Here is a 26,373-nt window from a genome sequence, read left to right on the forward strand (position 1 = left end):
TTCCCTTGCTCCGCAAGGGAATTGACGGCCCTTCGGGCCGTGGCTCGAATCGCTCCGCGATTCGGCCTGCGGAATTCGCTCCGCGAATTCCGGGTGGTACCTGCTCCGCAGATACCACAAAACGCAGCGAGGGGGCGGGGTCTCCCCCGGTTTGTGAGGATCCGTCAATTATTTTGAATGCTGCAGTATTTGACAAATTGATCGGTTTTTTATGCTGCGAACCCGACGGCTGATACGTATTCGTATTGTCCCCACTGGGAGCCGAGGTCCACGATCGAGTCGATCCAGGCTTCGTCCAGGGCGCTGGTGTCGCCGGCGGCCCAGGCTCGGATGATGGTGTCCCACTGACGGATGTTCAGGGTGCGGTATTCCAGGACGCGTTGGAAGCGGCGGTCGACCTGGGACTGGTTGAGCGGGTGGATCTCGACGCGGGTGCCGCCTCGGCTGTTGAGGCGCTGGAGGAGGTAGCGGGCCACGTTGTGGCGGCGCACGGTGCGGTAGGCAGTCTCGATCTTTTCGAGGTTTGCTTTGGAGGGCCGGCGGCGTCCGGTCTGCCAGGCTTTCAGGGTGCGGTCGGTGAGGGTCAGGCCGGCCGCATGGGCCGCCTGGAGAGCGTGCGGGGTCCGCGTCAGATAATTCAACCGGGCCTTCAGGCCGCGGCGTTGGGTGATCGGGGTGGCGATGAAGCCGGCAAGCTCGTCGAGCTGGCGGGCGACGGCATCGCTGCCTTTGACGCCGCGTGCACCATACTTTCCGAACTCGTGTGTCCTGTCCGGCATTTCATCAACCTCCCTTTGTATCGCATTCGGATATGCGTCATCCTACCTCAACTCGCCTGATTTTATTGCCCTTTCAGTGCCAAATGAGAGCATTGTATTCGAGGAATCCGAAGGATTCGGGCGCAGCGGTGGGGGTGCTGTATAGCAGTGTGTGTTTGCGAGTGTGTATGGCTTGGATGGGTGGCGGTGGGGTGGTTACGAACTACGAGGGGTACCACACCTGCATCCCAGTCACGAATCCGGAAGGTGAGACGCTTATGGGCAAGTGGACCTTCCCTTTCGCACGGGACCTTGTTCTCCAACACCACCTTCACCTGCACGCGCAAGGATGACGGCATCCTTCCAGGGGACTGAAGGTGCGGGCGCCTGTACGTAGGAGGCGCTGGCCTTCGTGGGCGGGGGCGTAGCGGCCCGGCGGTATTCCACCCCAGAGCGAATCTCGGGGGCGCCGGGCCTCGCCTACGCGCTCCATTCCGGCACAGGTTGGCGCCGACCCTACCGGCGTCGTGGTGGTGATCGTGGTCAGGTGCCGGTCAGTTCGTTGTCGGGGTGGCAGCCGTCGCAGGCGTCGACGTCGTCTCGGCTCAGTGCTGACGTGGCCGCGGCTGCGTCGATCTTTTCGCCATCGGTGACGAGGTAGGTGCTGGTGTGCAGGTAGTAGCGCTGCTCGCGGTTGTCGCTCTTGCGGAGCCTCTGGATTCGGTACGTCGCGGGGGCTCGGTCGAGCAGGACCACCTCCGGTTGGCAGAGGCCGCACGGCGTGATGGGGCTATGGGTGTCTTCGAGTGCGTCCCTTGCGGCGTCGGGCCCGAATCCGGTGCTCTCGCCGGCGGGTCCGGGCTGTCGGGGACAGTCGTCGCGGTGGAGTTCCCCGCGGCCGGGCAGGGCGGCCGGCGCCAGGTGGTGGACGATCCGGTACGAGTGGGCGGGTCGGTTCAGCCATCCACGGGTCCGCCGACGGAATGCGCTGAACTGCTGAGACGCCGCCGCAGCCAGGTGGTGATCCCGCGTAGTGGTGTGGAGCTTCCCGGTGAACTGCCGTGCGCCGACGCTGCCGTGCCCAGTCGGTCAAGCACGTGTCGATCTTCTCCGAACGGCCCGCGACCCCAACCAGCGGAGCGCTACTGTCCTGTGCCTCCGAGCCGGGACTCCAGCGTGAGATCCGCGGCGAACGGCTCGAGGGAGGCAACGGCCGCCCCGGGAACCTGAGGCAGAGCCAGGCTCAGGGACTGCCGTGATGTGAGGGTGAAGGGCCCGGACCGCCAGTCGTCCACGGTGTCGCTCTCCAGGACCAGCGGGCCTGTCGTAACGAAGGCGACCGGTCCCCGGCACGCCAGGGTCTCGGTCATCTCCTTGAGGGATGTGTCCTCGGTGCCCCTTGGCACCTGTCCCGCGAAACCGGCATAGCCGACCAGCCCACACATCGTTGAAACTCCCCGCGCCCCAGCGCGGGGGCGTGTCGCACGATCCGGATCCAGGGGCCTTCGCCCACCCTGCGCAATCCGCGCCGAGGACGAAAGGGCCCGGTGCCGGACCCGGTACGCCGGACACCGCCACAGAAACGATCAAGCCGCGCCCGTGTCACTGTTTTCACACAGCGAATCGCCCGAACGGCCGCCGGCCCCTCTTGATCTGGTCCTCCTCAAGCGGACCGGACGAGATCAACCGAGATAGGCACCAGACCAACGGGATGCGGCACGGGCCGCTTGCTCCCGTACGGCCTGGGCGAGGCCGTCGGCGTCAAGGCGCCGCGCCCAGCCCGGCATGTTCTTGGCGAGCAGCGTGATGCGCAGCGGCGGCTCCGCCACGTGAGCTCCGCCGCGGACCGGCGTACGGCGCTTCGCGACCTCCTCCGGAGCGTGTGCGGCCACCGCGAGCTCGACACCGAAGACGGGACGTACGCCGTACTTGGCGCAGGCCTTCGCGAAGCGCACCGCGCCGGCGACGGTGTCCCTGTCGGTCAGCGTGAGCGTGCCCATGTCGAGCTCCGTGGCGCGGCGGACCAAGGCCTCGGGGTGAGAGGCGCCGTAGCGGGCGGAGAAGCCGGAGGCCGCATGCAGGTGTGTAACACCCGCCATGGTCGACGGTCTCCCTTCTCCTCCCCTTTCGCCCGGCTGATCCCCGTCCCCCGATCAGATGTTCGAATGTCTGTTCGAAAACGATAGCGCGTTGAGCCCCCAGGTACGAACGATGCGACAGGTGTGACTTCGTCTTTTAGTTGGCGGGTGAGCGTTTTACATGGCGGCGCGTGTGCGTACGGAAGGGCGCGTCAGTGTGGGCCGTGGGGCGTGTTCCGGTCGATGCGGGTGGCGAGGGCGGTGGCGTAGTCGCGGAGGTGTTCGCGCAGGAGGGCGTGAAGCCGTTCACGCGGCCGTTTGAGGTTGATCGCTTCGATGACGGCGCGATCGTGGTGAGTGCGTTCGCCCTGGGCGAGCTGCGGTGCGTAGCGGGTCTCGCCGTGGGTGATGTGCGCCCAGACGGTGGCGGATGCTCCGGTGTGGCGGGCTGGAGTCCAGGTGGTGGAGCGCAGAGAGGCTGGGTTCTGCCGGCGGGAGATCTGTTGGATGAGGGCGTCCCAGTCCTCTGGTGGGATGTGCCAGTGGTGTAGGGCTGCGCGCCGGTGGTGGTAGTCGATGGGGGCCGGGTCGGCCATGATCTTTTCGGCGATCTCGCTGAGGGCCGTGCGGTAACGCATGGCGTTGTCGCCGGACTGGAGCCAGGACAGGGTCATGCTGAAGCGGGCGCTGGAGGGGCGCAGGCCGAGGTAGGCGCGGGCTTCGCGGTGTCCGATGGGCAGGGCCATCTGTACGAGGTGGATCGCTGCGGCACGGCGTACCGCTGCGGGGGGTGCTGGCCGGGTTTCGAGGTGGGCGAGGTGGGCGAGGTGAGCGTCGGGGAGGCACTGGGGGATGCGGCGCGCATCGAGCTGTCCGCGGTGGTGGGTCGGGGGCGTGAAGGCGGGCGTCCGGTATCGGCGTCTTGTCAGCTCGGCGCGGTGGCTGTCGGAGGCGGCGCGCAGTGCGGGTGAGCCGTGGTCGAGGAGGCGCAGCAGTCCTTCGCGGGCGTGTCGGATCGGCACGCGGGCGTCGAGCAGGGTGCGCAGGCGGCCTGCGGCGTCGGGTGCGGTGAGGATTTGATGGGCCACGGTGAGGAGCGCAGCACCGGCTTGCGGGTCCGTGAGCGGTGAGGTGAGGTCGCCCAGTTTGACCTGTCCTGTCGTGTGGTGCGTCGGGGCGGTGGCCATCGCGTGCTCCAGTGGGGCCATGAGTGCCGCGGGGCCGTCAGGGACGGGGAGGTAGGTGGCGGTGGGCCAGGTGCTGGTGATCAGCGTGACCACGGTACGCAGGTCGGTGAAGTACTGGCTGGCGGTGGCCGTTTGGCCAATGCTGACGGTTGTGACGCCCGGGGTGGTGGCGAGGTGGTGGAAGCGTTCTTGTACGGCGAGCAGGCGCGGATCTGCCGCAGGTCCAGGGAACGCGTGGTCGAGCCGGGCGCCACATGCCCACGGGGCGTTACCGCGGGGATTGGTCAAGTCGGCCGGGCGGCTGCGGCATTGGGCGGGGTGGAGGCGGGTGCGGGGTGAGGGGATCAGCTGCGGAGGCCGCCAGGCTCCGGTGGTCTTGAAGCCGGTGGACAGCGCCGGGCTGTCGCACGTCGGGCAACGCCATCGCAGATATCGCTGGTGGGTGGGGCAGATGAAGGTGATCGGAAGTTTCCACAGTCCTTGCCAGGGGCTGGGTGCTTCCGTGTCGGCGGCCTCGGCGAGGCACTGGGGGCAGTAGCGGCTGAACCGCGTGAAGATCCATTCATCGTGGACCAGTTGAATGTGGTGGTCGCGGGGGAACCCGAGGTAAGGCGAGTGCAGTTGCGGGTAGCCGGGGGCCTGCCCGGCCAGGGTGAGCCGGTGGACGGCCTCGGGATCGAGCCTTAGGACATGGGCGAGTGCCTGGGCGGCCTTCTCGTCCAGCCGTACGCCTTGGTAGGTGGCCAGGCGAGCGGCCGGTGCGGTGGGGCTCGAGCGCAGCCCGGCGCGGTCGGCGAGCACCAGGGGCGTGGTCCGCAGCCGGTACGACAGGCGCATCAAGACGCTCGCCAGCGTCTCCCCCGCAACCGGGGTGATACTGCGCGGCAACGCGCGAAGCGTCGAGGACACGAGGGCTCAGGCCCCCTGCTTGAGGTCGGGGCCACCGGGCCCGTGGTCGTCGAAGACGGTATTGCGCCGGGACTTCTTGGCCGTCGAAGGCTTCGCTGGTGTCCGCTTCTTGCGTTTCGCGGGTGGGCTGGGCACGGCGGGGATTTCGCCGGCTTCCGGGTCGCGGCCGATCGCGCCGGACAGGTCGAGCATGATGTCGTCGAGGAGGTCCTCGGTGAGCTGCTCGGTGCCGGTGGCCATGGCTTCCTGGCAGCCGTCTTCGATGAGCCGCTCGAGGAGCCCGACCACGCCCTGGGTGCGTTCGAAGAGGTATTCCGGCATGCCGTGCTCGGTGAGCATCCCCGCCTGTGCGTTCATGAGCCGCAGTTGCTCCTCCACACCGGCCAGGTGCTCGACCCATGCCTGGATCTGGGCTGCGGTGTCGTAGCAGAAGCGGCCGAGTTCGACGAGGTCGAAGCGCCGCTCGGTCTGGGTGGGCTCAAGCCCGTGGACGACGGAGCTGCGCGAGGACATCACGATGCGGCCGGTGCGCGGGTCGGTGCGGCCCTCGCGCAGGAGTCCGGAGGCGGGAATGTTGACGCCGACGAGGATGAGAGTGACGTGCATGCTCATGAACGCCCTGATCAGGTCCAGCGTGTCCTGGTCGTCGGCCCGATGCATGCGCAGCCTCGTGATGTCGTCCAGGATCAGTACGCGGGTGCCGTGATCGTGCAGCGAGGCGGCGACCTGGTGGACGAGGTCGGGCAGGTCCATGTTCTTCGTCGGAGCGCCGAAGAAGTTCAAGATGGCCTTGCACGTCGACTTCGGCTTCGCCGTGACCGGGGTCTGCACATAGGCGACCGGCACGTACAGATCATGGCCGCCGGGCACGTCGTTCGGATTGAGGCCCTGGTTCAACTCGCGCCAGGAATCTTCGAACGCCGCGGCGATCTCACACACTGTCTCCGTCTTGCCCTGGTAGCCGCCGCCCGTGACCATCACCCCCGGCCGGGTGGACGGCTTCGACTTGAACGCGTTCGCCCGCATCCTCGCCGTCAATGCCCGGGCGACCTGTCGGCTCATCGGTGTGTGCAGCAGCGGAAGGTTGGCGTGCGTGGCGGTCCGATGCAGGTCGTAGAGGGACTTCTCCCGCGCGGGCATCCCCCGCCACCGGGCCGGCTCCAACCGGGGCGCGGGCACGAACTGGTGCCGTGTGCGCCGCCACAGGTCCCACCCTTCGACGGTGTCCCGCTGCGCCGGCATCCCTGACCACCCGTGCCAGCCGTTCTCCCCGTCGGCCAGGTCGCCGAACATCACCGAACTCACGCCAGCTCCCCGCCCTCGTCCTCATCTTCGGCATCCGCGTTGTTGGGATGGCTGTCCTGCGCGGGCAGAAGAAAGAGGTTTTGCGCGCGGACGGTGTCGGCGAGCAGCGGGGCCGGCTTCGGCCGGTCGGACAGGGCTTGCTCGCGCCGCTGCCGGCGCTGCGCCGCCAGCGCGCTGCGGGTCTGCTCAACAATCTCCACCGGGCGCAGCACCGGCGCCGGCCCCTGCGGGACCGGAGTGCTCTGCGACGGAACGGGCTGTGCAGGCCGATCGGTTGCGGCGGCGCGGGCGCGGGCCAGTTCGCGGGCCCTCTCGACCCGCTGCTTCTTGCTGAGCTGGGTCGGCCACACCTCCACGGGGGTGTGGCGGGCGATCAAGTCCAGCAGGACCGGCAGCAGTTCGGTGTCGTCTTTGGGTTTCAGCCCGGCGCGTGCCGCTTCCTGCAGCACCGCCTTCACGCGGGCGTCGCCGAAGGCCGGGATGTCCTGGCCGGGCGGTAGCCCGTTCCAGGCCAGGGTGTGCCAATCGCCGGTGGCGGGGTCTTCGAAGTACACCTGCCGCGCATCGCGCGGATCCCGGCTGATTGCCCACTTCCCCTGGTGCATGCCGCCGCGTGCGGACAGCCGCGAACGATACGGATCGAGTACGGCGGCGTCCCGCCCGTACCAGAGGCCGCCGATTTTCACCCCGCGCCGCCCGTGGATCTTCACGTAGCTCACGGGCAGCAGCTCGAAGTACAGCTCGGGCTCGGGGACCTGCAGACTGATACCCTCGCGGGCCGCAGCGGTGGCGAACAGCGTGTTCGGGCTGTGCGTGCCGCCTGGGTCCCAGGCGGGCGCGTACTGGTCGAGGGCACGGTTTTGCCACACCCGCACGATCCACGTGGCGAGGAGATGCTCCATTTCCGACAGCGTCCACGTCGCATCGCCTTCCGGGTCGGCGCCGCGATCGGCGGTGTCGATGCCTTGGTAGCCGAGCAGTAACTCCAGCAGCAGCGACTGGATTCCGGCGAAGGCGCGCTCGCAGGCGGCTTTGTCCTGCGGGCGCATCACCCGCGCCGGCAGCACATCCACCCCGAGCCTTCGGGAGACCTGGATGAGGTGGTGGTTCTTGTAGACGCTGCCGTGATCACTGGTGATCGTCTCTGGAGCGAAGAACGGCCGGGCCGCCACCGGATGCCCGGCAAGCTCGGTGACAAGGGCCTGCGGAACGCCTGGGTAGTGCCAGGCCATCTCCTCGCCCCAGTCGCGGCGCATCGGCAACGGACACAGCACGTCGCGCAGCAGCATCGCCACCTCGATCGACGCGTCCGCCACCGGGGTCAGCCGGAACGCGACCAGGCTGTGCGTGTAGGCGTCCAGGGCCAGGGTGAGATCCACGCTGATCGGCTCGCCGAACACATCGTCGAGGACCTTCACCGACAGCGGCGTCGTGTCCAGGAGCACCACCTGCCCGGGACGGGAGATCGCCACGCGCCCCCACCCGGTGTCCACCGCGGCTGCCGAGCGCAGATACTTCTGCCGCGGCGCGTTGGAGCCGAACCACTCCCTCCACACCCCAGCCAGCGTGGTGTAGTGCGGGATCTTCACGTCCGGGCCGTACTTCTCCCGCACGTACTGGTGGATCATCCGCTCCCTGGTACGCATCGACAGCTTCGAGCGGTGTAACGACTCCGCATGCACCGCCTTGAGCGCCTCCGCGACCGGCTCGGTGATCGACCGGTGCCCGGAGCGCCGCCGCGTCCAGCGCCCGTCCGCCAATCCGAGCAACCCCTCGGCCCGGTGCGCGGCCGCCATCCGCTCCAGTGTCCGAAAGCTGATCGCGCCCAACCCCAGGGTCTTCGCGTCCTGCGGTGCCAAGGCGTTCAATTCGGCGACCTTCGCGAGGCGCCGCTCGGTCAGCGTCGTGGCATCCGGATCGTAGGCGGGGCGCGGCTCCCCAGGCGCCGCCCAAAAGGGACTGCCGGAGCGGTAGCCGGTCTCCACCTCCAGCAGATGCGCCAGCCGAATCTGCGCCCGCTCGAAGTCCTTCTCCTTGAGATCGGACTCTCTCGCCGCCTGCCGACTTCCGTGGCCTGCAGACTCAGCGGCGGGCGAACCGTGCTCCTCGGCGCCCCGATCCGGGGAACTGGAATCAGCGGTCATGCCCCCGCCCCGAGAACACTGCCGACGGGATAGATCCACGACGCGTCGCCCAGCGGACGGGCCAGGTCAACAGCCAGGCGACGCAGCCACAGGTCATGCAGCAGCAAAGAGCGGGCCATAGCCGGGACTCTGCTCGCATCGACGAGCTCGCCCAACTGCCGCGGGCGCTCTTCGAGCTGGGCCCGCAACGGCTCCATCAGGCCCAGCGGATCCGCCATCGGCCGGCGGCGCGCGGACAGCAGGTCCAGGCCGGTCATGACCTCGCTGCGCCAACGTGTGACCACCGTGTACCGCCACCCGGCGGCCGCGGAAGCGTATGAGGCCGCAGCGAATCGCAGACGGTCGTCTCCCTCGATCAGGGCCGCAGGGCGCACATCCACGAGCCAGCCGACCCTGGACGCGTCCAGGACAAGGAAGTCCGGGGTGTGCTCCAGCCGCTGCCCCCGCTGGTTGAAGAACCGCAGCCGCACCGGCTGGGAGAGCACAGCCTGCAGCTGGCCGGCCATCGTGAAATCCACGGCGAGCAGCAGCCGCCGCTCCTCCAAGCTCTCGAATCCGTGCATCCGCGCCGTCGCCTGCACGAACTTCAGCCCGGGCCGGTGGCGCTGATTCTGGCGCCACGTGAACCGACGTGCGGGTCGCGTCACCTGCACCGGCACGTGCGCCAACTCGCTGATGGAACACACGAGATCGGCACCCGGGGTTCGCCAGGACGCACTCCATCTCTGCGGCCATCCCTCGCCCAGCTCCAGGCCCGCGACCGCGTCCTCACCGATGCCATAGGGGACGAGGAGATCGTCCAAGCCGCACGTATGCGACCACACCGGCCTCGCCGCAAAAGCCGGACCCGCGGTACTCGCGGCGGGGCCGATCCCGCCGGTGTGACCCGAACCCACCTCAACGATCCGAGGATTTCCCGATGCCACGCCCTCCCCTTCCCACACGACTGGCGGTGCCGTGATCACGTGTGGCCCCGATCCGTTGGGCGGCCACAAGCGCGGACCGGTCACAGCCCGAGCCCTAGCGAGCGGTGTCGAGGCCGAGAACGGCCAGGAGCATCCGGCAATCGTCTGGTGTACGGGCGTGCGCGGCGACTTGGCGGCGCGCGGCGGCCTCTTCCCTCTCGCCGGGCGGCTTGGTGACGCAGAGCTCGCCGTGGTCTTTAAGCGGCATGGACCCGCCCGAACCTGCCGGGCGCGGACGCTTCATCGTGCTATCCCTGTGGTGTCGGTTCTCACGGTGGCTGGGGGACAGATGCCACGGGGGCTAAGGACGATTCCCGCTTCAGTGAGCAGGGTTCGCGTGAATCCGTAGGACCGGCCGACGCGCCGGCAATCCGGAGATATGTACGAGGACCGGGGTTCACCGTGGCGTGTCCTTCCGCTGTGCGGTGTGAACGGGCTGGGGCAGCACACGGGTGCCGCGTGCGCTGGCGGGAGCGAGCAGGCCAGCGTCGGTGAGGGCGTGGGCGGCTTTGCTGACGGTGTCGACGCTGACCTGGTACTGGGCCGCGAGTTCAGGCCGGGTTGGCAACGTGCCGGTGAGCTGCCCGGTGCGGATGCGATGGGACAAGTCGTCGGCGACGCGCTGCCACGCGTGGCGGGAGGCTGCGGCGGTGCCGCTGGTGGCGCAGTCGGCGGCCGGGCGTAGTCGCGTGAGGACCGCGCGGCGCACGAACTGTGCCGTGGCATAGGGGATGCGATAGCGGCGGGCGATCTCGCTTACCGCGGGCACCGCCCGGGCTGGCAGGGGCGCGGTGAGGTGCGCCAGGAGGTCTTCGGCGATCAACTGGTAGCGGGGAGGATCCTCGCCGCTCGCTGCCTGCAGTCGCGACGCGGCGAGCAGGCCGCCAGACTCCCGGACCGGCCGCTGCGGGGTGAGCGCGTGCGGAGCGGTCGCACGGTGCGGGTGGTTCATGGCGTGGTCCGCTGTCACCGAGATCACTACCTCAACAAGACAGAGTAGGGCGAAATTCTAGTATCGGACACGGTGGTGGCGGATGTTGCTGCCGCACGGATATCGCGGGACACCATTGGTTGACTGTTGCCCACACGGGCCTTCACATAGACCTGCTCTCGAGGGAATGCGGCATAGCTGCGCGGCGGCTACGTGTCATGCGCGGTCGAGGCAGAGGACGCGGCGCTACGTGGGTGCCTGGTGGCGAGGGTGTCGAGGGGACGGCGTGCAAGGCGCGCGGCGGCGGCAATGCCTTTCCGGACGGGCTCGCCGTCGTCCCAGATCGCCCAGGCGTGGGTGCGATAGGCATCAGCGAACGAGCTCATGACGGGGCTGAGTGGCTGCTCGCGGGCGTCCGGATCGGCATCCGGCGCGGGCGGGAGCACGGCTTTGGGGGCAGTGATCAGTTCACCGAGGACGTCGAGGGCGTGCTCCACGGCCGCGAACGCGCGCTCCGCGCCGGGCGGACGGTGGGCAGCGGCGAGTTCAGCTTCGGCCCTACTGACCGCGGCGAGGACGGCCATCACCTGTTCTTTGCGCTGGCCAAAGTCGGTGGGGTCGATGGTGTGGAGCGCGGCGAGGTAGCGGTTGGCGGCGCTCGCTGCTTCGATGAGGTGCATGAGACAGGCCCGCAGCCGCTCACTCTCCCACCGCGCATTTTCCAACCGGGCACGATGGCGAGCGAGATGCAGGTTGGCCCACACCGTCACCCCGCACACCACAAGTGAGCAGGCGGCGACGAAGGCAGCGGTCTGGACCCAGTGGGGCAGCACGAGATCGATCCTTCGCGGTGGGCCGGTCAGTAGCGGGGGCGCTGGAAGTACGTCTTCGCGCCGGGCTTCGCACAGCTGATGACCGCCACGGCGCCGAGGACCACGTCGGCCAGGAACATGAGCTGGCCGGCGGCCATGTAGATCACGCCGACGACCGCGATGTGTGCGCCCAGGATGCACGTGCACAGGTGGGTGCCGAGCCGTCCGCGCGACATGCGGCCGGCGAGAGCGAAGACGGCGGTGGCGAGCAGCAGGGCCAGCAGACCGAGCACGAACCGAGCGCCCGCGGAGTAGCCGTCGAGGCCCAGTGCGTCCAGCAGGTGTTGGGGGATGGCGGCTTGGGCGCTGACCATCACCAGGGCGCCACTGCACAGGTGGAGGCCGCCCACCACGAACAGGGCGAGGCGGGCGGCCGTGACGCAGGCGGGCATGTCGGCGGGATAGGGCATGGGGCGGGGCGCGTACGGCTGGATGGGCGTGGACGAGCGGATACTGTTCATGAGCGGTCCATCTGCTCGGGCCGGTCAGCGTCCTGGGCGGCGTCAACGGTCAATGGCACATCCAAGCGGGCGCCGCCGTGTGCGGTCAGCCGCAGCACGTATGTGCCGGGCACCTCGCCGGCGAGCAGGTCCGGCAGTGTCGCGAGACCCTCCGAGTTGGTGGGGGCGAGCGTCACCGTGTGCAGCGGCTGTCCGGCCGGATCGGTGAAGTACGGGCCCTCGGAGAGGGGTTCGCCCTGTTCGGACAGGATGGTCGCGGTGAGTGTGACGCCTGCCAGGGGAGTGCCGCGGTGCGCAGCACGGAACTTGACGGGACCGGCCAGGAGTTCGCCGATCTCGGCTTCGAGTGGGAGTTCATCGACGTAGGTGAGCTGGTCGGCCGGCGGTGCGGTGACGGTCGCCTGGAACGTCGTCTCGATCTCGGGGCGTGCGATCGTGTGGGCGCGGATGGTGAAGGTGCCGGTCTTGGTCTCGGCGTTCAGTACGGGGGCGGTCGCGGTGCCGCGCCGGTCAGTGGTGACCGTGACCACGCGCGTACCGCCTGCGAAGCGGGTGTCGGTGGTGCCGGTGATTTCGTAGCGGACCTGGATACCGGCTGCGGGTGTGCCGTCACTGCGCCGCGCGGTGGTCTCGGGTCGGACCGCGAATGCGTGTCTGGCTTGGGCGGTCAACTGCTTGGGGCCGACGCGTTCGAGTTCGGTGACTGGCTTGGGGCGGACCGGCTCCGGCTCGGGCTCTGGTTTCGGCGGTGCCGGGGTCGGCTTGGGCTTGGTCACCGGCGGCGGTGCGGGTACCTCGCGGTCGGGCTTGGATGGTGTCGGCGTCCGCGGCGGGACGCTGGGCTTGGGCTCCTGCGGCGTAGATCGCGGGCTGCGTGGGGCGTTGGACGTCTTCTCGCCGGTGGGTGTGGGGGTGTGCTGCTGGTAGTGGCGCATCCAGGCGAGCACGGTATTCACGTACGTCCGGGAGTTGTTGTAGCTCAGGATCGCGGCGTCCAGCTGGTCGGGCTTGGCGAGGTCGCGGTCGCCGGCGCACAAGTACAAGCCGGCGGCGAGGGCGGCGTCGTTGATGTTGCCCGGATCCCTCTGACCGTCGGCGTCGCCGTCGGCGCCCCACTGTTTCCAGGTGGAGGGGATGAACTGCAGCGGCCCAACTGCCCGGTCGTACTCGGGGTCGCCGTCGTACTGTCCGCCGTCGGTGTCTCGGATCAGCGCGAACTCCCTGCCGTCCAGGCGCGGGCCGAGGATCGGCTGCTCGGTCGTGCCGTCGTCCTTCAGTCCGTAGCTGGCGCCGTGGCCGGACTCGACGTGGCCAATGCCAGCGATCAGTTCCCAGTCCAGGTGGCAGTTCGGGTCGGTGGTGGCCATGATCTCGTCCGCGGCGCGGTAGGCCGCCAGCGCTGCGGCCGGTATCCCCGTCTCGGAGTCGGCCTCAGGCGGAGCTTGCTTGGACTCATGGGTGGTGCCTGGATGCCCGTTCAGCGGTGGGAGTTCGGTGCGGTAGGGGCCGCGCTGCTGCGCCTGGGCGGAGGTCTCGTCGGGCATCAGGTTCTTCGCGTCAGCGGTGGGGGTGGTGACGGCGGACGCCGCGGTGGTCAGGGTCGCGGCGAGCGCGAGGGCGCATGCGGTGTGGCGGCAGACGCGGAAGAGACGGGCGCGGTCGTGGTGCACGGACTAGATCCTTCGAAGGCAAGTGCGAGTGCTGATGCGGGACTTGGGTGGGTCCGGGCCGCACGGCCTGGACCCACCCAAGAGGGCGAGAGGGCTTAGCTGAGGCGTTGGAAGTTGTTCCAGCCGCCGGTGCCGACGGTGACCGGCGCACCGATACCGGTCGCCGTGACCTTGGGATGGAAGTACAGGCCGGCGCCGGTCTGGTCGGTGGTGGTCCACAGGTCCGCGACGCCGTCGTTGTCCGCGTCCGTGCCGGAGGCGAAGAGCGGCCGGGCGGTGGGGGTGAAGCCGGTGGCGGTGAGCTTGCGGTTGCCTCCGCCGAGTCCTTCCCCGTTCTCGCCAGTGCCCTCGTAGGTGAACAGCTCACCGGTGCTGCGCTTACGCGCGAGCAGGTCGACCCGACCGTTCTTGGTCACGTCTCCGGGGGCCGCGAGATCGTAGCCGGACCAGGAGCCGTTGCCGATCAGGACGGGGGTGATGTCGTCGAGGTAGCCGAAGCTGTTGCCGTAGTACAGCCACAGGTGGTCGCCCTCCTTGACCAGCAGGTCGGGGAAGGACGGCAGATCGCCCTCGCCGATCTGCCCGTCGCCGTCCAGGTCGGTGGGGCCGTCCACGTCGCCGATGGCGAGGATCTGATCGGCGTCCTTGAAGTGGTCGTTGGCCGGTTCGTACACGCTCAGGTCGCGCAGGGACTCGGTGCAGGCCGCGCCGTCGGCGTGTTCACCGTAGGTGGTGCAGGCGTGCCCGAAGCCGTTGTTGGGGTAGATGGCGAGGGTGCGCTGGCCCTTGGCGCCGGTGGAGGCGATGAGGTCCTCGTAGCCGTCGTCGGTCCAGTCCCCGCGATGCGTGATCAGCGAGCCGTCGAAGGAGTGCGGGCTGGCCTTGGAGGCGACGCCGAGGCGGCCGTTGCCCTGGCCTGCGTACATCCACAGCTCGCCGTCGCTGCGTACACCGGTGAGGTCGGGGTTGCCGTCGCCGTTCAAATCGCCCGGCTCGTCGATCTTCCCGGTGGGGTTGGCGTAGAAGAGGTAGACGGTGGTGTCGGACTTGTTGTTCGCCTTGTCCAACGACCGCACGTACACGCGCTGCGGGCCCGCGTTCGGCGGGGTCAGCTTCACCGACGCAGCGCCGCCCGCGGACACCGTGGCACTGCGCACAGCCGGGTCCCAGTCGCTCCAGTACTCGTACTTCACGACATCACCCACGCCGCCCGAGCTGAGGGTGAAGGTGCCCTCCGAGCGGGCCGGGCCGGTGTTTTCGGGCCAGCCGTCATCCCCGTCGGGGAACTGGGCGGAGGCGACAGCCGGCGGGTTGGAGGGCCGGTTCGGGTCGAATGCGAAGCGGCAGCCGGCCGCGCCGGCGACCGGGTTCCACGCGGAGTTGGCCTTCCCGTCGCGGGCCTGCACCCGCCACGAGAACGAGCCGTTCGAGATCCCGATGTGCTTGGCCAGATCCGCCTTGGAGACGGTGGTGCGGGCGGTGCCACCCGAGGTGACGGACACTTCGCGCTTGATGAACTTGCCCGGCGTGCCGTCCGGCTTGCCGGTGGGCCACAGCTCGAACGCCGCCTTCACCGTGCCGCCGTCCGGATCGGAGACCTTCGCGGTCAGCTGCACATCCGTGTTCCCCAGAGTGACCCAGGTGCCCTTGTCACCGCAGGTGTTATTGATCCGGGTACTCGGCGACGTATCCAGCGAGGTGGGCTGGTTCGGGACCGAGTTGTATTCGGTGGACAGCACCGCCGTGGAGGCGTCGAACTTCTTCCACGCGTACACATCCGACTCGGACGCGCGCAGCCCGAACGCCAGCTTGTTCCACTTGGAGGAGGCAGCCCGTTCGGTGGCGCCCTTCACGTTGAACTCCAAGTTCCCGGCCGGGCAGGAGCTCGACCAGCCCTTGGCGTCGGTGACGGTGGCGTACTTGGTGCCCCAGTTCGGCTGCTTGTTCCACGTCGTCGCCGACGAGATCTCACCGGTCAGCCACGCCTCGACAGGCTTCTTCGTGCACGACCAAGAGTGCGTGTTCTTGATCCGCAACGTTGACTTGACGATCTGCTTGCCGTGCAGCTTGCGCGGATCGAACTGCACGAACGACCGCCACGTGCCGCCGGTATCACTCTCGTAGCCGACCCGCGCCACCTTGGAGGAGTGGTTCCAGTACGAGGTATTCGGATACTTCTTCGATACCGACGTCCAACCCAGCTTCGGACTCGAGACCGTCGGGTCGATATACACCGGGAACACCGTGTCCGGGTCCTTGAGGACCTTCTCGTCCGGCGTGATCACCAGCTCGTCATCGCTGGTCTTCAGCGGCATACGGGACACATCGGCGCCATAGCGGGGCTCGAACACATCCTCACCCCGCGTCGCGGGCTTGTCAGCGCGCTGGTCCATGAGCTTGCTGACCGACGCGGCAGACGGGTCGGTGAGTTGCTCGTCGGGGACGCCGGCGGAGTCCCACATCTCCGGTGCGGGAGCGGTGAACACTTCCTGCCCGGCCGGGTTGATCGCCTTCAGGTTCCCGGCCGCGTCCGTGCTCGCTTCCACGCCGTCGGTGTCCATGGTGTAGCGGACCTGCTTGAGCAGCGGATTCGACGCCGCCTCGCGGGTCTTGACGACCAGGAGCTGCTGATATCCATCCACGCCGGCCTTCAGCTGCAGGTCGATTCCAGGCTCGACGTCGGGGTAGGTCGCAGTGTCACCGTCCAGCCGCGGCGTGGGCAGAGCGCCCGGCCAGTCGACGGTGAGGGAGCGGTCGTCACGGGTGATCGTCACCAGCGGCGCGTTCCCGCCGCCGGAGAAGGCCAGCCCCACATCGACCGCCGTCGGCCGCACCACTGCCCCGTCACGCTGAAGATCGGTGTCCACATCCACCAGGGCGTTGTCCTTGCGGACCCGGATCGGAACCGTGGAGGTGTCCTGCGTGAAGCTCCCGTCCGGATTCGCGAACACCGACGAGAACTGCGTGCGGTGCGAAGTGACTTCGACCCTGTCACCTGTGCGTGCGGCCTTCAATGATGCCGTCGTCTCCGGATCCGCGTCCTGCGCCTGACGCGTCGGGTCCGGCGCGTCCACAGCGGTCGCAGTGGCGGCCGGGGCGATCAACAGCGGAGCGGCCAGCGCCCCGGTCACAAGACAGGCGACCGTCAGCCGGCTCGGCGACCTATGCCCCGATCTGAATTGACGGGATATCACGAAGCGTTTCCCTTCACCGATTTCATGCAACACTCATTCAACAGCACGCCGGAACCTATCCCATTGGTGCCTGAGCTGCGCTTCCGCGCCCAAATCGAATCCGACCGGCATGTCTTTCGGCCCATGCGGATGGGGCTTAGGTCCCGTTCACATGGGACTAAGGTCGCCAGTTGTGAGATGTTTCTGAGAATTTCACGGCTGTAAGCGCGGCGTATGGATAGGGTCGGCGCGGCTCATTATGTTCCGATGTTCGGGAGTTCCGCGTCGTGTCATCTTTCATCCACGGCAGTCCATGTGAGGAATCGTCAGGCAGATGCCGGCATCGAATACGGCGTCACGGTGCTCGTTCGGTGACGACGCTTACGGCCACGGCGCTGCTGGTGGGACTTTTGTCCGCGCAGGCCGTGGCCCTGTCGCCGCTCGCTCTGCCCGACCTGCAAAAGACCGACCCGGTCCCCGTGTCGAAGGTCGGCGCCGACGCAGCCTCCGGGAAGGATGAGACGGCCGGGAAGGAATGGAAGTCGATTCCCGACGCGGCGTGGCCGAAGCCCGCCGAGGCGGACGGCTCCATATCGGGGAAGTCTGCTGCTCAGTTGAAGGCCGGAACACTCCCGGTCCGCGTAACCCCTACCGCGGCGCCGCGCGGCGCGAAGGGAATGGCGCCGGCGTCCGGGGACGTCGGCATTGAGGTTCTGGACCGTAAGGCGGCCGAGAAGGCCGGTATTGACGGTGTGGTGTTCGCGGTCGATTCGACTGGCGGCGTGGCCGAACTCGCCGTGGATTATGGGAAGTTCCGTAATGCGATCGGTGGAGACTGGGCCTCTCGCCTCACCCTGGTCCAGCTCACCGATTGCGGGGAAAACGACACCGCGAGCGGGAAGTGCACCGTCACTCCGCTGAAGGATGCGGACAACAACGAGGACACGGCGCGGCTCACGGCTAAGGTCTCCCTCGAAGACGCCGCAGAGCCCGAATCCGACGGCGGTCAAGACGGCGTGAAGCCGCAGGCATCCACGTCCAAACTGCCTGGCGCATCGCCGTCCGATGACGTCGAGGATTCCGCGAGCCCGAGCACCGCGGCTTCGCCGTCTGCTTCACCGGAATCAGACGCATCGCCCAGCGCCAGCCCGTCACCCACAGCCGAGGCGGATAAGACTGAGCCGCGGTTGGCGCGGACGCTGTTCGCGGTGACGTCGAAGCCGTCGGGCGCGGGCGGTGACTACAAGGCGTCCTCGCTGTCGCCGTCGGGTGAGTGGCAGGCCGGTGACTCGACCGGCGCGTTCACCTGGTCCTACCCCATCGACACCCCCAACGTCGCCGGCGAACTCGGCCCGGAACTCTCTCTGGACTACTCCTCGACCGCGCTGGACGGGCGCACCGCAGCCACCAACAACCAGGCCAACAACATTGGCGATGGCTTCACTCTCGAGCCCGGGTTCGTCGAGCGCCGCTACAAAGCCTGCAACACGGACATGACCGGCGGAACGAACAAGGCCCGCAACGGGGATCTGTGCTGGGGCGGCGAGAACGCCGTCCTCTCGCTCGGCGGTTCCACGAACGAGCTCGTCAAGGACGACGCGTCGGGCAAGTGGAAGCTGAAGCACGACGACGGCTCCAAGGTCGAACTCCTCAAGGACACCGGCCTCGGCAACGGTGACGCGGACGGGGAGTACTGGAAGGTCACCGACACCAAGGGCGTGCAGTACTTCTTCGGCCGGCACAAGCTCCCCGGATGGGCCGACGGCAAGGAGACGACGAACTCGACCTGGACAGTGCCGGTCTTCGGCAACCACAGCGGCGAGCCCTGCTACAACGCGGACTTCTCCAAGGCATGGTGTCAGCAGGCGTGGCGGTGGAACCTTGACTACGTGGTGGATCCGCATGGCGATGCGATGGCGTACTACTGGGGCAAGGAAACCAACCACTACGGCCGCAACGTCAACCTGTCCACCGGCAAGGGAACCGCGACCGCGTACGCCCGCGGCGGCTACCTCAAGCGCATCGACTACGGACTGCGCTCCAGCAACATGTACACCGGCACCCCCGCCGCCAAGGTCACCTTCGGGACCGCCGAACGCTGTGTGAAGACCAGCTCGTTCGACTGCGCGGAGAGTAAGTTCACCGCCGCCAACGCGAGCCACTGGCCGGACGTGCCGTTCGACCTGTACTGCGCGCCTGGTACGGAGTGCAAGACCCAGTTCTCCCCGTCGTTCTGGTCCCGCAAGCGCATCACGAATGTCACCACCGAGGTGCGGGACGGCTCCGCGTACAAGAAGGTCGACACGTTCGCGTTCGATCAGAACTTCCCCTCCACCGGCGACGGCTCCTCCCCGGCCCTGTGGCTGAAGAGCATTCAGCGCACCGGCCACACCGGCGGCACCGACACCGCGCTGCCGAAGATCGACTTCAAGGGTGTGCAGCTCGAGAACCGCGTGGATGCCACGGGTGACGGGATTCCGCCGCTGATCCGCTACCGGATCAGCGCCGTTCACAACGAGATGGGTGGCACCACCGCCGTCACCTACACCCCCAAGGAATGCACCCGCGCGAGTCTGCCCGGCGAGGAGGGCAACACCAAGCGGTGCTACCCGGTGTATTGGTCGTCTCCGGATTCGCCGGGTGAGGAGTACAAGCCGGTCAAGGACTGGTTCCACACCTACGCCGTCACCCAGGTCCGTGAAGAGGACAAGGTCGCGAGCAGCCCTGCCGTCGTGACCGACTACACCTACACCGGTGGCGTCGCCTGGGCGAAGTCCCAGGATCCGTTCACCGAGGCCAAGTACCGCACGTACAGCGATTTCCGCGGCTACGCCCGCGTGAAGACGTCCGTGGGTACCGGAACGGATGGCGCCAAGCAGATCAGCGAGTCGCGCTATTTCCGCGGCATCCCCGGCGCCAAGGTCCCCGACTCCGAAGGCAACGAAGCTACCGACCACCCCGCCTTCGCCGGGATGACCCGCGACGAGGCCACCTTCAACGGCAGCAAGGTCGTCGAGGCGTCTGCGTCGGTGCCGTGGAAGTCCGCGGCGACCGCGACGCACAAGCGCGGCGACAGCCTGCCCGATCTGCAAGCCTTCCATGTTGATGACGCCGCCACCGAGACCACCCGCACCGCCGTCGGTGCGGGCTGGCGCAGGACGAAGGTGGAGCGCACCTTCGACTCCTACGGCATGCTCGCCACCGAGTCCGACCACGGCGACACAGCCAAGGGCGGCGACGAGCAGTGCACCACCACCACGTACGCGCGCAACACGGGCGCGAACATGGTGGAGTTCACCTCCGCGGTGAAGACCGTCGCCAAGGCATGCGGCACCACCCCGAACCTCCCGGACGATTTGATCTCCGAGAAGCGCACCTACTTCGACGGCTCCACCACCCTCGGTGCCGCGCCGTCGAAGGGTGATGTGACGCGTACCGATGAGCAGAACGCGGCCGGCACCGGCATGGTGACCGTCGCGTCGAACAAGGTCGACCAGCACGGCCGCACCCTCGAATCCACGGACGCGGCTGGGAACAAGACCACCACCGCATTTACGCCGGCCACGCAGTACGCGGTCACGAAGAAGGTGACGACGAACGCGCTCGGCCACAGCGGGACCGAGGAGTTCGAGCCCGGCCGCGGCGCGCCGGTCGGGACAGTGGATGCGAACGGGAAGCGCACCGACGCCGTCCTGGACGGTCTCGGCCGCACCATCAAGGCGTGGGAGGCTGCCTGGCCCAAGGCCGCCCACCCGGAGACACCGAGCAAGTCCTTCGAGTACGCGGTGTCCACGACGAAGCCGAGTGTGGTGACGACGAAGACGCTCACGCGGCGCGGGGAGTACCGCACCGAGTACACGTTCACCGACGGTCTCGGCCGTAAACGCGAAACCCAGACGCCGGACGCGACGGAGGTTGGCCGGCTGATCACGGAGCACATGTACGACTCCCGCGGCCTGGAGTGGAAGTCCTACGACGGCTACTACGCCACGGGCAAGCCGACGGCCGAGCTGGTGACCGGGGACGACACCAAGACCCCGCGCACCACCCGCACCACCTACGACGGCGCCGGTCGCCCGACCGTGCAGATCAGCGAGAAGTACGGGGACGAGCAGACTCGCACCACCACCCAGTACGGGGGTGACCGCGAGACGGTGATCCCGCCCAAGGGCGACACCGCGACCACCACGGTCAAGGACGCCCAGGGCCGCACCACCGAGCTGATCCAGTACACCAACGCGGACCGGACGAAGTCCCAGTCGACGACGTACACGTACACGCCCTCGGGCCAGACGAAGCAGGTCACCGACCCGACCGGCGCAAAGTGGATCACCCACTACGACCACCGCGACCGCCCGGTGAAGGTCGAGGACCCGGACAAGGGCACCTACACCACCACCTTCGACAACCTCGACCGGCCGGTCACCGTCACCGACGCCCGCGGCAAGGCCCTGACCACCGTCTACGACAAGCTCGGCCGCAAGACAGAGATGAAGGAAGGCAGCACGGTCCGCGCCTCCTGGACGTACGACACCGTGGCGAAGGGACAGCTCACCAAGTCGGTGCGCCATGAGGGCGGCCAGGACTATGTGAACGAGGTCACGGCGCTCAACGACCGCTACCAGGCCACTGGAACCAAAATCACCATCCCCGAACGCGAGGGAGCGTTGGCTGGCAGCTACACGTTCACCTCGAGCTTCAACGCGCAGACCGGACTGCAGGACTGGCTGCGCCAGCCCGCGCTGCCGGGCCAGCTTGGCGAGAACTTCGTCTACCGCTACGGCCCGTCCGACCAGCTCGTCGGCGCCGGCACCACCGCGAGCGTCCTCATCAACAACCGCATCTACAACCCCTACGGCCAGGTCCTCCGCACCGAATACGGCCGCGTGGGGCAGAAGGTATGGGCCAGCCATGAGTACGACGAGCACACCGGTGCCCTGACTCGCACTACGACGGACCGGGAGACCGGGCCGGCGCGCATCGACGACATCCATTACACCTACGACCAGGCCCAAAACCTCACCCAGCTGAAGACCGCGTCCGGGCAGGACGAGCAGAAGCAGACCGACACGCAGTGCTTCACCACCGACGCCCTGCGCCGCATCACCAACGCCTGGACCGCGACCGACTCCTGCGCCGCCAAGCCCAACGCCGACGGCACAGAGGGCGGCACCGCGCCGAAGGTCGGCGGCCCGGACGCCTACTGGCACTCCTACACCTACGACGCCATCGGCAACCGGACCACCGAAACCCAGCACAAGGTCGACGGCAACCCGCTCGCCGACCAGGACGTCACCCGCACCTACCACTACGGCCAGAACGACGCCGGCAAGCGCCAGCTGACCGGCATCGACACCACCACCGGAGGCAAGACCACCACCGCGTCGTACGCGTATGACAAGGCCGGCAACACCACCAAGCGGGAGGACGGCGATCAGAAGCAGGACCTGGCGTGGGACCCCGAAGGCCATCTCGCCACGCTCACCGAGCAGGGCAAGGACACGTCGTATGTGTATGACGCGGACGGGAACCGGCTGATCGCCAAGACCCCCGGAAAGAACACGCTGTACCTGCCCGGCGGCAACGAGCTCACCGACACCAACGGCACCAAGGCCACGGCCCGTTACTACTCGGCGGGTGACGAGACGATCGCGGTCAAGGCGAGCAACCAGACCAACCTGCTCCTCAACGACCACACCGGCACCGCCACCGTCGCCGTCCTCCAGGGCGCAGGGCAGACCATCACGCGGCGCAAGATGACCATCTTCGGAGGCGAACGCACCGCGCAGCCCGCTACCTGGCCCGGCAGCAAGGGCTTCGTCGGCGGCACACAAGACAACACCGGCCTCACCCACCTCGGGGCACGCGAATACGATCCTGCTTTGGGCCGGTTCATCTCCGTCGACCCGATCATGGACACCGCCGACCCGCAGCAGATGCACGGCTACACCTACGGCAACAACAACCCCCTCATCCACTCCGACCCCGACGGCATGTTCTTTGGCAAGATCATCAAGTGGGCCAAGAAGATGGCCGCCAAGATCAGGAGCCAGCGCAGCGGCTGGGGAGGATTCTTCAACGGGATCCGCAACGTGGTGAAGTCGGTCGTATCGACCGCGCGCAAGTACGTCAGCTACGTCTCCCGCAACTCCAGCTACTTCACCCGCTACAGCGGACCCAACCGATCCTCAGCACGCCCCGTCTACGGGCCCTTCACCTCCGACTACGCCCGCGACCTCGCCCAAGCACGCGCCGACGCCGCAGCACAAAAGGCACGCGACGAACAACGACAGCGCGACAACCAAATCAAACAGAACACCCAACAGCACGAGCAGCCCAAGAAGAAGAGCGGCGGCTTCGGCGGCTGGCTCAAGGACACCTTCGGCACCTGGGACGGCTGGAAGAACCGCGTACTCCCCGCGGCCGGATTCGCCACATGCGTCGTCGCCTCAGCGGGAGTCTGCGCAGCAGCAGGTGCGGGGATCGCTCTTGGAACGTTCACGGTTGAGGGGCGTCGAACCGGCAGCTGGGAGTTCGCAAACCTGGGCGAGAGTCTCGCGTGGACGGCCTTCGGGGCTGGGGCGGCCTTCAAGTACGCCCGCTGGGGAGGTGCCACCTCGCGCGAGGCGATGTGGGGCAGTGCCATTGCCCGGAACTCTGTCCGAGTCAAGCCGGCCACTACAACGAGCGGTGCAGTTTGGAGCTCGGGATCAGTCAACTGGTCCGCCACACGTGGGAACATGTATGCGAATACCGGATTCAACTTTGGATTCTGTGGCGCTGGGAGCTTCAGTGCTGGCAAGTCTGTCGGATCCTGCTGATATGGACGGGGTGTGTCTGGTGAAGTATAGGAATGCGAGCGCAGGGAAACCTGTGCAGCGCCGCTCCTTTGTCATCCTCTCCGCCATCGCGACCCTCCTCGCAATCGCGGGGATAACGTGGTGCATATGGCCCGCCGTCCAAGCAGGGGATCCGAACCCGATGGCAGGTGCAGCTATCGTCGCGGCAGGAGCCGTTTTCATTCGGCGGATCATGATGTCGCGAGTAATCCTCAGCCACCTGTCGGTGACGCTGGTTAACCCGATCTTCTCCTACGAGATTCCGCATGGAGCGATCCGGAGAGCTGAAGTCAGCCAGACGGGGAGCCTCATTGTTCAACCCAAGGTCCCCCGAGCAGATGGCGAGGACGGCTATTTCGTTGTCGGGTTCGCTGGGTCGTTGATCGACCACTTCCGTCGGACTGCAGATCAGGCCGCCGCGGAGATCAACAAGTGGCAGCGGAAGCATCGCAAGAACGAGGGTGCCGACGGCAACATCGTCCGGTTCATCGCGCGCGACTTGATCTCCGAGGGCTTGCTAGCAGTCGGCATCGTGTGCGGCTTTGCCGCGCTCGTGCTGCTGCAATCCTGGAGCGGATAGGAGATCAACGGCCAGGCTTTTCCACACTGGCTGTGCCCTGACCCGCACTCTGAACGCCCTAGCTCGGGCTGCTCCGAGCTGGGGCGTTCTTGCAGGACCAACGCCTCTGGTGCCACAGCATCGCCGCAGGTGAACTGGCGCAGTCCTCGGGAGTGACCACCCCGCGATGATCATGAGTGAGACCGGAGAGCAGTTCCTGTGAGAGCGATCGACCATGCCACGACGCGTCATGCACTGGAGACGTACCGTAGGCGCGCTTGGTGCTGGGCTGGCGGTGGCCTTGCGACCATGTTGCTGGCGGTGTTGCTCGGCGGAGTGGTGCCAGGTGCAGGCGTGTGGGCCGGCGGGCTGGGTTTGGCCGCGTGGGGTATTGGATCGTGCGCTCTGCGGAACCACTGGCGAATGCGTCGGGTTCTGCGGAGTCATCCGTGGGTCGCCTGCTCGGCGGTCGTCGCGCCCTCCGTGTGGTCGGGGCCGAGCGTGGTGCTGCGAAACCCCGTCAGCGATGCGGTGCTGGTGCGTTCGGTGGTTGCCGTGCGGCAGCGGTGGCATCTGGCCGAACCCGACGCGCGCGGGGTGCTGTGGTGGTGCGGGGATCAGACCGGTGGCGGGGTCCTCGTGCGGCCCGACGGCGATGGCCTGCTGTGGGCGAGGGCGGTCGGGTCGGCACGGTTGCGACGTGAGTCCCGAGCCGCATGGGAGTCAGGTCGGCTGAGCCGGGATGGTGTGGTTCAGCCTGCGGCTGCGGCACCTCAGCCTTCCGTAGCGGATTGCGGGCAGCCGCTGGACACGAGCAGCAGTCGGGGGCCGTTCCGGTGGCGGATGTTCACGGCCCTTGCTCTCGCGGGTCTGGCTCTGTTCGGCGTCTGCCTGGCTGCGGAGATATCCACTGATTCGGATCCGTACGTGCCGCTCATCGTGGAGTCGGGCCCCAGCAGCGACGGCCGTTGCGTCGCGTCCTGGAGGGAGCAGGACACCGATGTGGAGCATTTCGTTGACCTGCCGTGTACGGAGCGGTTGATCGACGCCCCAGACGAGTACGGGTTCCGCTACATGGACGGGTGGACGATCGCCCACGGACCGTTCAAGGGCGATCTGTACAACGCGGACCTGGAGGGCACCGATGCCTTTGCCGCGTATACCGGCGGCCTCGTCGCCGGCGGAGTGCTGCTCCTTGGCTCGGCAGGAGCGCTCGTGTTGAGCTGGGTCAGCGCGGCACGCCACCGCAACGCAATCAGCGGACTCGCTCCCAGGGTGTCGCCGGAGATCCAGCCACGTGTGTCGCTGGTCAAGGCACATTCCGAAGAACAGCGCTACGGCTGGGCCGAGTTGTCGGCCGCGGCTGCCGAGCAAGCCCGATCCCACTTGAACACGCCTGGTGACGGGGCCCCTGTGGCATCGGACGCAGGCGCCCCGTGGTGGCGGATCAAGCCGCTGCTCGAGATAGCGGGGATACGGCACCTGTCCGTCTCCACTTTGGCGTTCGTGGGCGTTGGCGTCGTGTTCCTGTTCATCGGCAACGGCTCGTGGATCATCGTCGGGATCACCTGCGGAACGTTTCTCGTCGCGGTCGCTCAGACCGTGCGCGCCGCCCGCACCGCACGAAGGCTCGCACAGGACGCCGCCGTCGAGCCGCAGCAGACCGGCCGCTACGTGCTGCTCCGCGAATACGCCACCCGGGCGCCCTGGGCGGTGTACTTCTCGATTGGCGACGATGACACGCCGTTTGCCGCGCAACCGCTCCTCGCCAACCAGGTACTCCCGGGCCCAAGCGGCGAGGTCCGCCTACACGGCACGGCGGAGCATCTGGACATCCGGGTGCCGTGGATGGAGGGACGCCCCGTGTGGCCCGCCGGCGACTACATACTCCTGGGCACTGATCCCGTCGACGATCGTGCCTTCTTCGACGCGCTCACCGCCGATTGAGGGCGCACAGCCGGGCCGAGCGATAGGGACACTCCATGGGCAGGCACGCCAGGGGCGCCGAGCACCTACGGATCTCCAGCTACGTACTGGGCTGGCGGTCCCTGTTCCTCGGCTGGTGCGGAGTGCTTGCCGGATTCGGCGGAGCCATCACCAATGAGGGCCTGCTCCCGAAGCTCGCCCTGATCGGTATCGGCGTGCTCGGTGGTGGCCTGGTGCGCGTCAGCCTCATCGAGATGAAACTGCAGCAACGACAGCGTGTCAGAAGGTGACAGCGCTGCGTGCCCGCGCCCTTGAAGGAGAACTGGAACCCGTGCAGCTACGAGAAGAACTCGTTGAACTCCTCGGATACGCCGAGGCCGGTTCAGGAATCACCTTGTCGGCCTTGATCGGCGAGTTCGCCGGCCCGTACAGCGTGCGACAGGTCCGGGCAGTCTTGGATGAGATCGGTGCGCAGAGCGTCATAGTGCAGCAGGCAAGTGACGCGACCCGTTCCCGGATCGCGTACAGGTTGCCCGACCCGGTCGCCCTTTGAGGAAAACGCCCGCCACCTAAAAGACTCAGTCACAACAGGAGAT

Annotated in this window: 19 protein-coding genes and 1 pseudogene; 5 read left to right on the forward strand and 15 right to left on the reverse strand. The window is 67.6% G+C overall.

Annotated features, from left to right (window positions below):
• Positions 1-209: 209 nt before the first annotated feature.
• The 15 genes and pseudogenes from H9Y04_RS40600 to H9Y04_RS40665 form a co-directional block, all read right to left on the reverse strand.
• Positions 210-779, reverse strand: coding sequence for a transcriptional regulator (locus H9Y04_RS40600; RefSeq protein WP_187819280.1), 570 nt, complete (start codon positions 777-779; stop codon positions 210-212).
• A 522-nt stretch (positions 780-1,301) separates the two neighbouring features.
• Complete coding sequence (locus H9Y04_RS40605; protein ID WP_187819281.1) at positions 1,302-1,514, reverse strand: DUF6233 domain-containing protein; 213 nt, start codon at positions 1,512-1,514, stop codon at positions 1,302-1,304.
• A gap of 386 nt (positions 1,515-1,900) precedes the next feature.
• Positions 1,901-2,128, reverse strand: coding sequence for an ACT domain-containing protein (locus tag H9Y04_RS40610; RefSeq protein WP_187819282.1), 228 nt, complete (start codon positions 2,126-2,128; stop codon positions 1,901-1,903).
• Between the two features lie 399 nt (positions 2,129-2,527).
• Positions 2,528-2,857 (reverse strand): annotated as a pseudogene (locus H9Y04_RS40615) (PHP domain-containing protein); the annotation flags it as partial.
• Positions 2,858-3,048: 191 nt separating this feature from the next.
• Complete coding sequence (locus H9Y04_RS40620; RefSeq protein WP_187819284.1) at positions 3,049-4,911, reverse strand: TniQ family protein; 1,863 nt, start codon at positions 4,909-4,911, stop codon at positions 3,049-3,051.
• Between the two features lie 27 nt (positions 4,912-4,938).
• Positions 4,939-6,237: a TniB family NTP-binding protein gene (locus H9Y04_RS40625; protein ID WP_214662154.1), complete on the reverse strand. Its 1,299-nt coding sequence runs from the start codon at positions 6,235-6,237 to the stop codon at positions 4,939-4,941.
• Entirely contained in the window at positions 6,234-8,381 is a 2,148-nt protein-coding gene (locus H9Y04_RS40630; RefSeq protein ID WP_187819285.1) for a DDE-type integrase/transposase/recombinase, read from the reverse strand. The genes H9Y04_RS40625 and H9Y04_RS40630 overlap by 4 nt, the downstream gene beginning before the upstream one ends.
• Complete coding sequence (locus H9Y04_RS40635; protein WP_214662155.1) at positions 8,378-9,184, reverse strand: TnsA-like heteromeric transposase endonuclease subunit; 807 nt, start codon at positions 9,182-9,184, stop codon at positions 8,378-8,380. Before H9Y04_RS40635 ends, H9Y04_RS40630 begins: the two co-directional genes overlap by 4 nt.
• 217 nt (positions 9,185-9,401) lie before the next feature.
• Complete coding sequence (locus H9Y04_RS40640; RefSeq protein WP_187819286.1) at positions 9,402-9,554, reverse strand: hypothetical protein; 153 nt, start codon at positions 9,552-9,554, stop codon at positions 9,402-9,404.
• A 32-nt stretch (positions 9,555-9,586) separates the two neighbouring features.
• Positions 9,587-9,796, reverse strand: coding sequence for a helix-turn-helix domain-containing protein (locus H9Y04_RS48715; RefSeq protein ID WP_438818214.1), 210 nt, complete (start codon positions 9,794-9,796; stop codon positions 9,587-9,589).
• Positions 9,744-10,298: a GntR family transcriptional regulator gene (locus H9Y04_RS40645; protein WP_187819287.1), complete on the reverse strand. Its 555-nt coding sequence runs from the start codon at positions 10,296-10,298 to the stop codon at positions 9,744-9,746. The genes H9Y04_RS48715 and H9Y04_RS40645 overlap by 53 nt, the downstream gene beginning before the upstream one ends.
• A gap of 188 nt (positions 10,299-10,486) precedes the next feature.
• Positions 10,487-11,110 (reverse strand): hypothetical protein, encoded by a 624-nt coding sequence (locus H9Y04_RS40650; protein WP_187819288.1) that lies wholly within the window; start codon positions 11,108-11,110, stop codon positions 10,487-10,489.
• Positions 11,111-11,136: 26 nt separating this feature from the next.
• Positions 11,137-11,610 carry a hypothetical protein gene (locus H9Y04_RS40655; RefSeq protein ID WP_187819289.1) on the reverse strand — a complete coding sequence of 158 codons (474 nt, stop codon included), beginning with the start codon at positions 11,608-11,610 and terminating at the stop codon, positions 11,137-11,139.
• Positions 11,607-13,280 (reverse strand): lytic transglycosylase, encoded by a 1,674-nt coding sequence (locus tag H9Y04_RS40660; RefSeq protein WP_187819290.1) that lies wholly within the window; start codon positions 13,278-13,280, stop codon positions 11,607-11,609. Before H9Y04_RS40660 ends, H9Y04_RS40655 begins: the two co-directional genes overlap by 4 nt.
• 95 nt (positions 13,281-13,375) lie before the next feature.
• Positions 13,376-16,411, reverse strand: coding sequence for an FG-GAP-like repeat-containing protein (locus H9Y04_RS40665; protein WP_308801882.1), 3,036 nt, complete (start codon positions 16,409-16,411; stop codon positions 13,376-13,378).
• Between the two features lie 413 nt (positions 16,412-16,824).
• Between H9Y04_RS40665 and H9Y04_RS48020 the strand changes: the two genes are divergently transcribed.
• The 5 genes from H9Y04_RS48020 to H9Y04_RS40690 all read left to right on the forward strand — a co-directional run bounded on the left by H9Y04_RS48020 (position 16,825) and on the right by H9Y04_RS40690 (position 26,330).
• Positions 16,825-23,274: an RHS repeat domain-containing protein gene (locus H9Y04_RS48020; protein ID WP_187819291.1), complete on the forward strand. Its 6,450-nt coding sequence runs from the start codon at positions 16,825-16,827 to the stop codon at positions 23,272-23,274.
• Entirely contained in the window at positions 23,246-23,872 is a 627-nt protein-coding gene (locus tag H9Y04_RS40675) for a hypothetical protein (RefSeq protein ID WP_214662156.1), read from the forward strand. Before H9Y04_RS48020 ends, H9Y04_RS40675 begins: the two co-directional genes overlap by 29 nt.
• Before the next feature lie 480 nt (positions 23,873-24,352).
• Positions 24,353-25,798 (forward strand): hypothetical protein, encoded by a 1,446-nt coding sequence (locus H9Y04_RS40680; protein ID WP_187819293.1) that lies wholly within the window; start codon positions 24,353-24,355, stop codon positions 25,796-25,798.
• Positions 25,799-25,833: 35 nt separating this feature from the next.
• Complete coding sequence (locus H9Y04_RS40685) at positions 25,834-26,067, forward strand: hypothetical protein (RefSeq protein WP_187819294.1); 234 nt, start codon at positions 25,834-25,836, stop codon at positions 26,065-26,067.
• Positions 26,068-26,108: 41 nt separating this feature from the next.
• Entirely contained in the window at positions 26,109-26,330 is a 222-nt protein-coding gene (locus H9Y04_RS40690) for a hypothetical protein (RefSeq protein WP_187819295.1), read from the forward strand.
• Positions 26,331-26,373 lie beyond the last annotated feature (43 nt).

The organism is Streptomyces polyasparticus (assembly GCF_014493765.1).
In the GTDB taxonomy this organism is placed as follows: Bacteria; Actinomycetota; Actinomycetes; order Streptomycetales; family Streptomycetaceae; genus Streptomyces; species Streptomyces polyasparticus.

What these genes read in the sequence shown, in the direction of transcription:
- H9Y04_RS40655 (WP_187819289.1), bottom strand. Translation starts at nt 11,610, where the DNA reads ATGAACAGTATCCGCTCGTCCACGCCCATCCAGCCGTACGCGCCCCGC.
- H9Y04_RS40600 (WP_187819280.1), bottom strand. Translation starts at nt 779, where the DNA reads ATGCCGGACAGGACACACGAGTTCGGAAAGTATGGTGCACGCGGCGTC.
- H9Y04_RS40645 (WP_187819287.1), bottom strand. Translation starts at nt 10,298, where the DNA reads ATGAACCACCCGCACCGTGCGACCGCTCCGCACGCGCTCACCCCGCAG.
- H9Y04_RS40610 (WP_187819282.1), bottom strand. Translation starts at nt 2,128, where the DNA reads ATGACCGAGACCCTGGCGTGCCGGGGACCGGTCGCCTTCGTTACGACA.
- H9Y04_RS40630 (WP_187819285.1), bottom strand. Translation starts at nt 8,381, where the DNA reads ATGACCGCTGATTCCAGTTCCCCGGATCGGGGCGCCGAGGAGCACGGT.
- H9Y04_RS40640 (WP_187819286.1), bottom strand. Translation starts at nt 9,554, where the DNA reads ATGCCGCTTAAAGACCACGGCGAGCTCTGCGTCACCAAGCCGCCCGGC.
- H9Y04_RS40685 (WP_187819294.1), top strand. Translation starts at nt 25,834, where the DNA reads ATGGGCAGGCACGCCAGGGGCGCCGAGCACCTACGGATCTCCAGCTAC.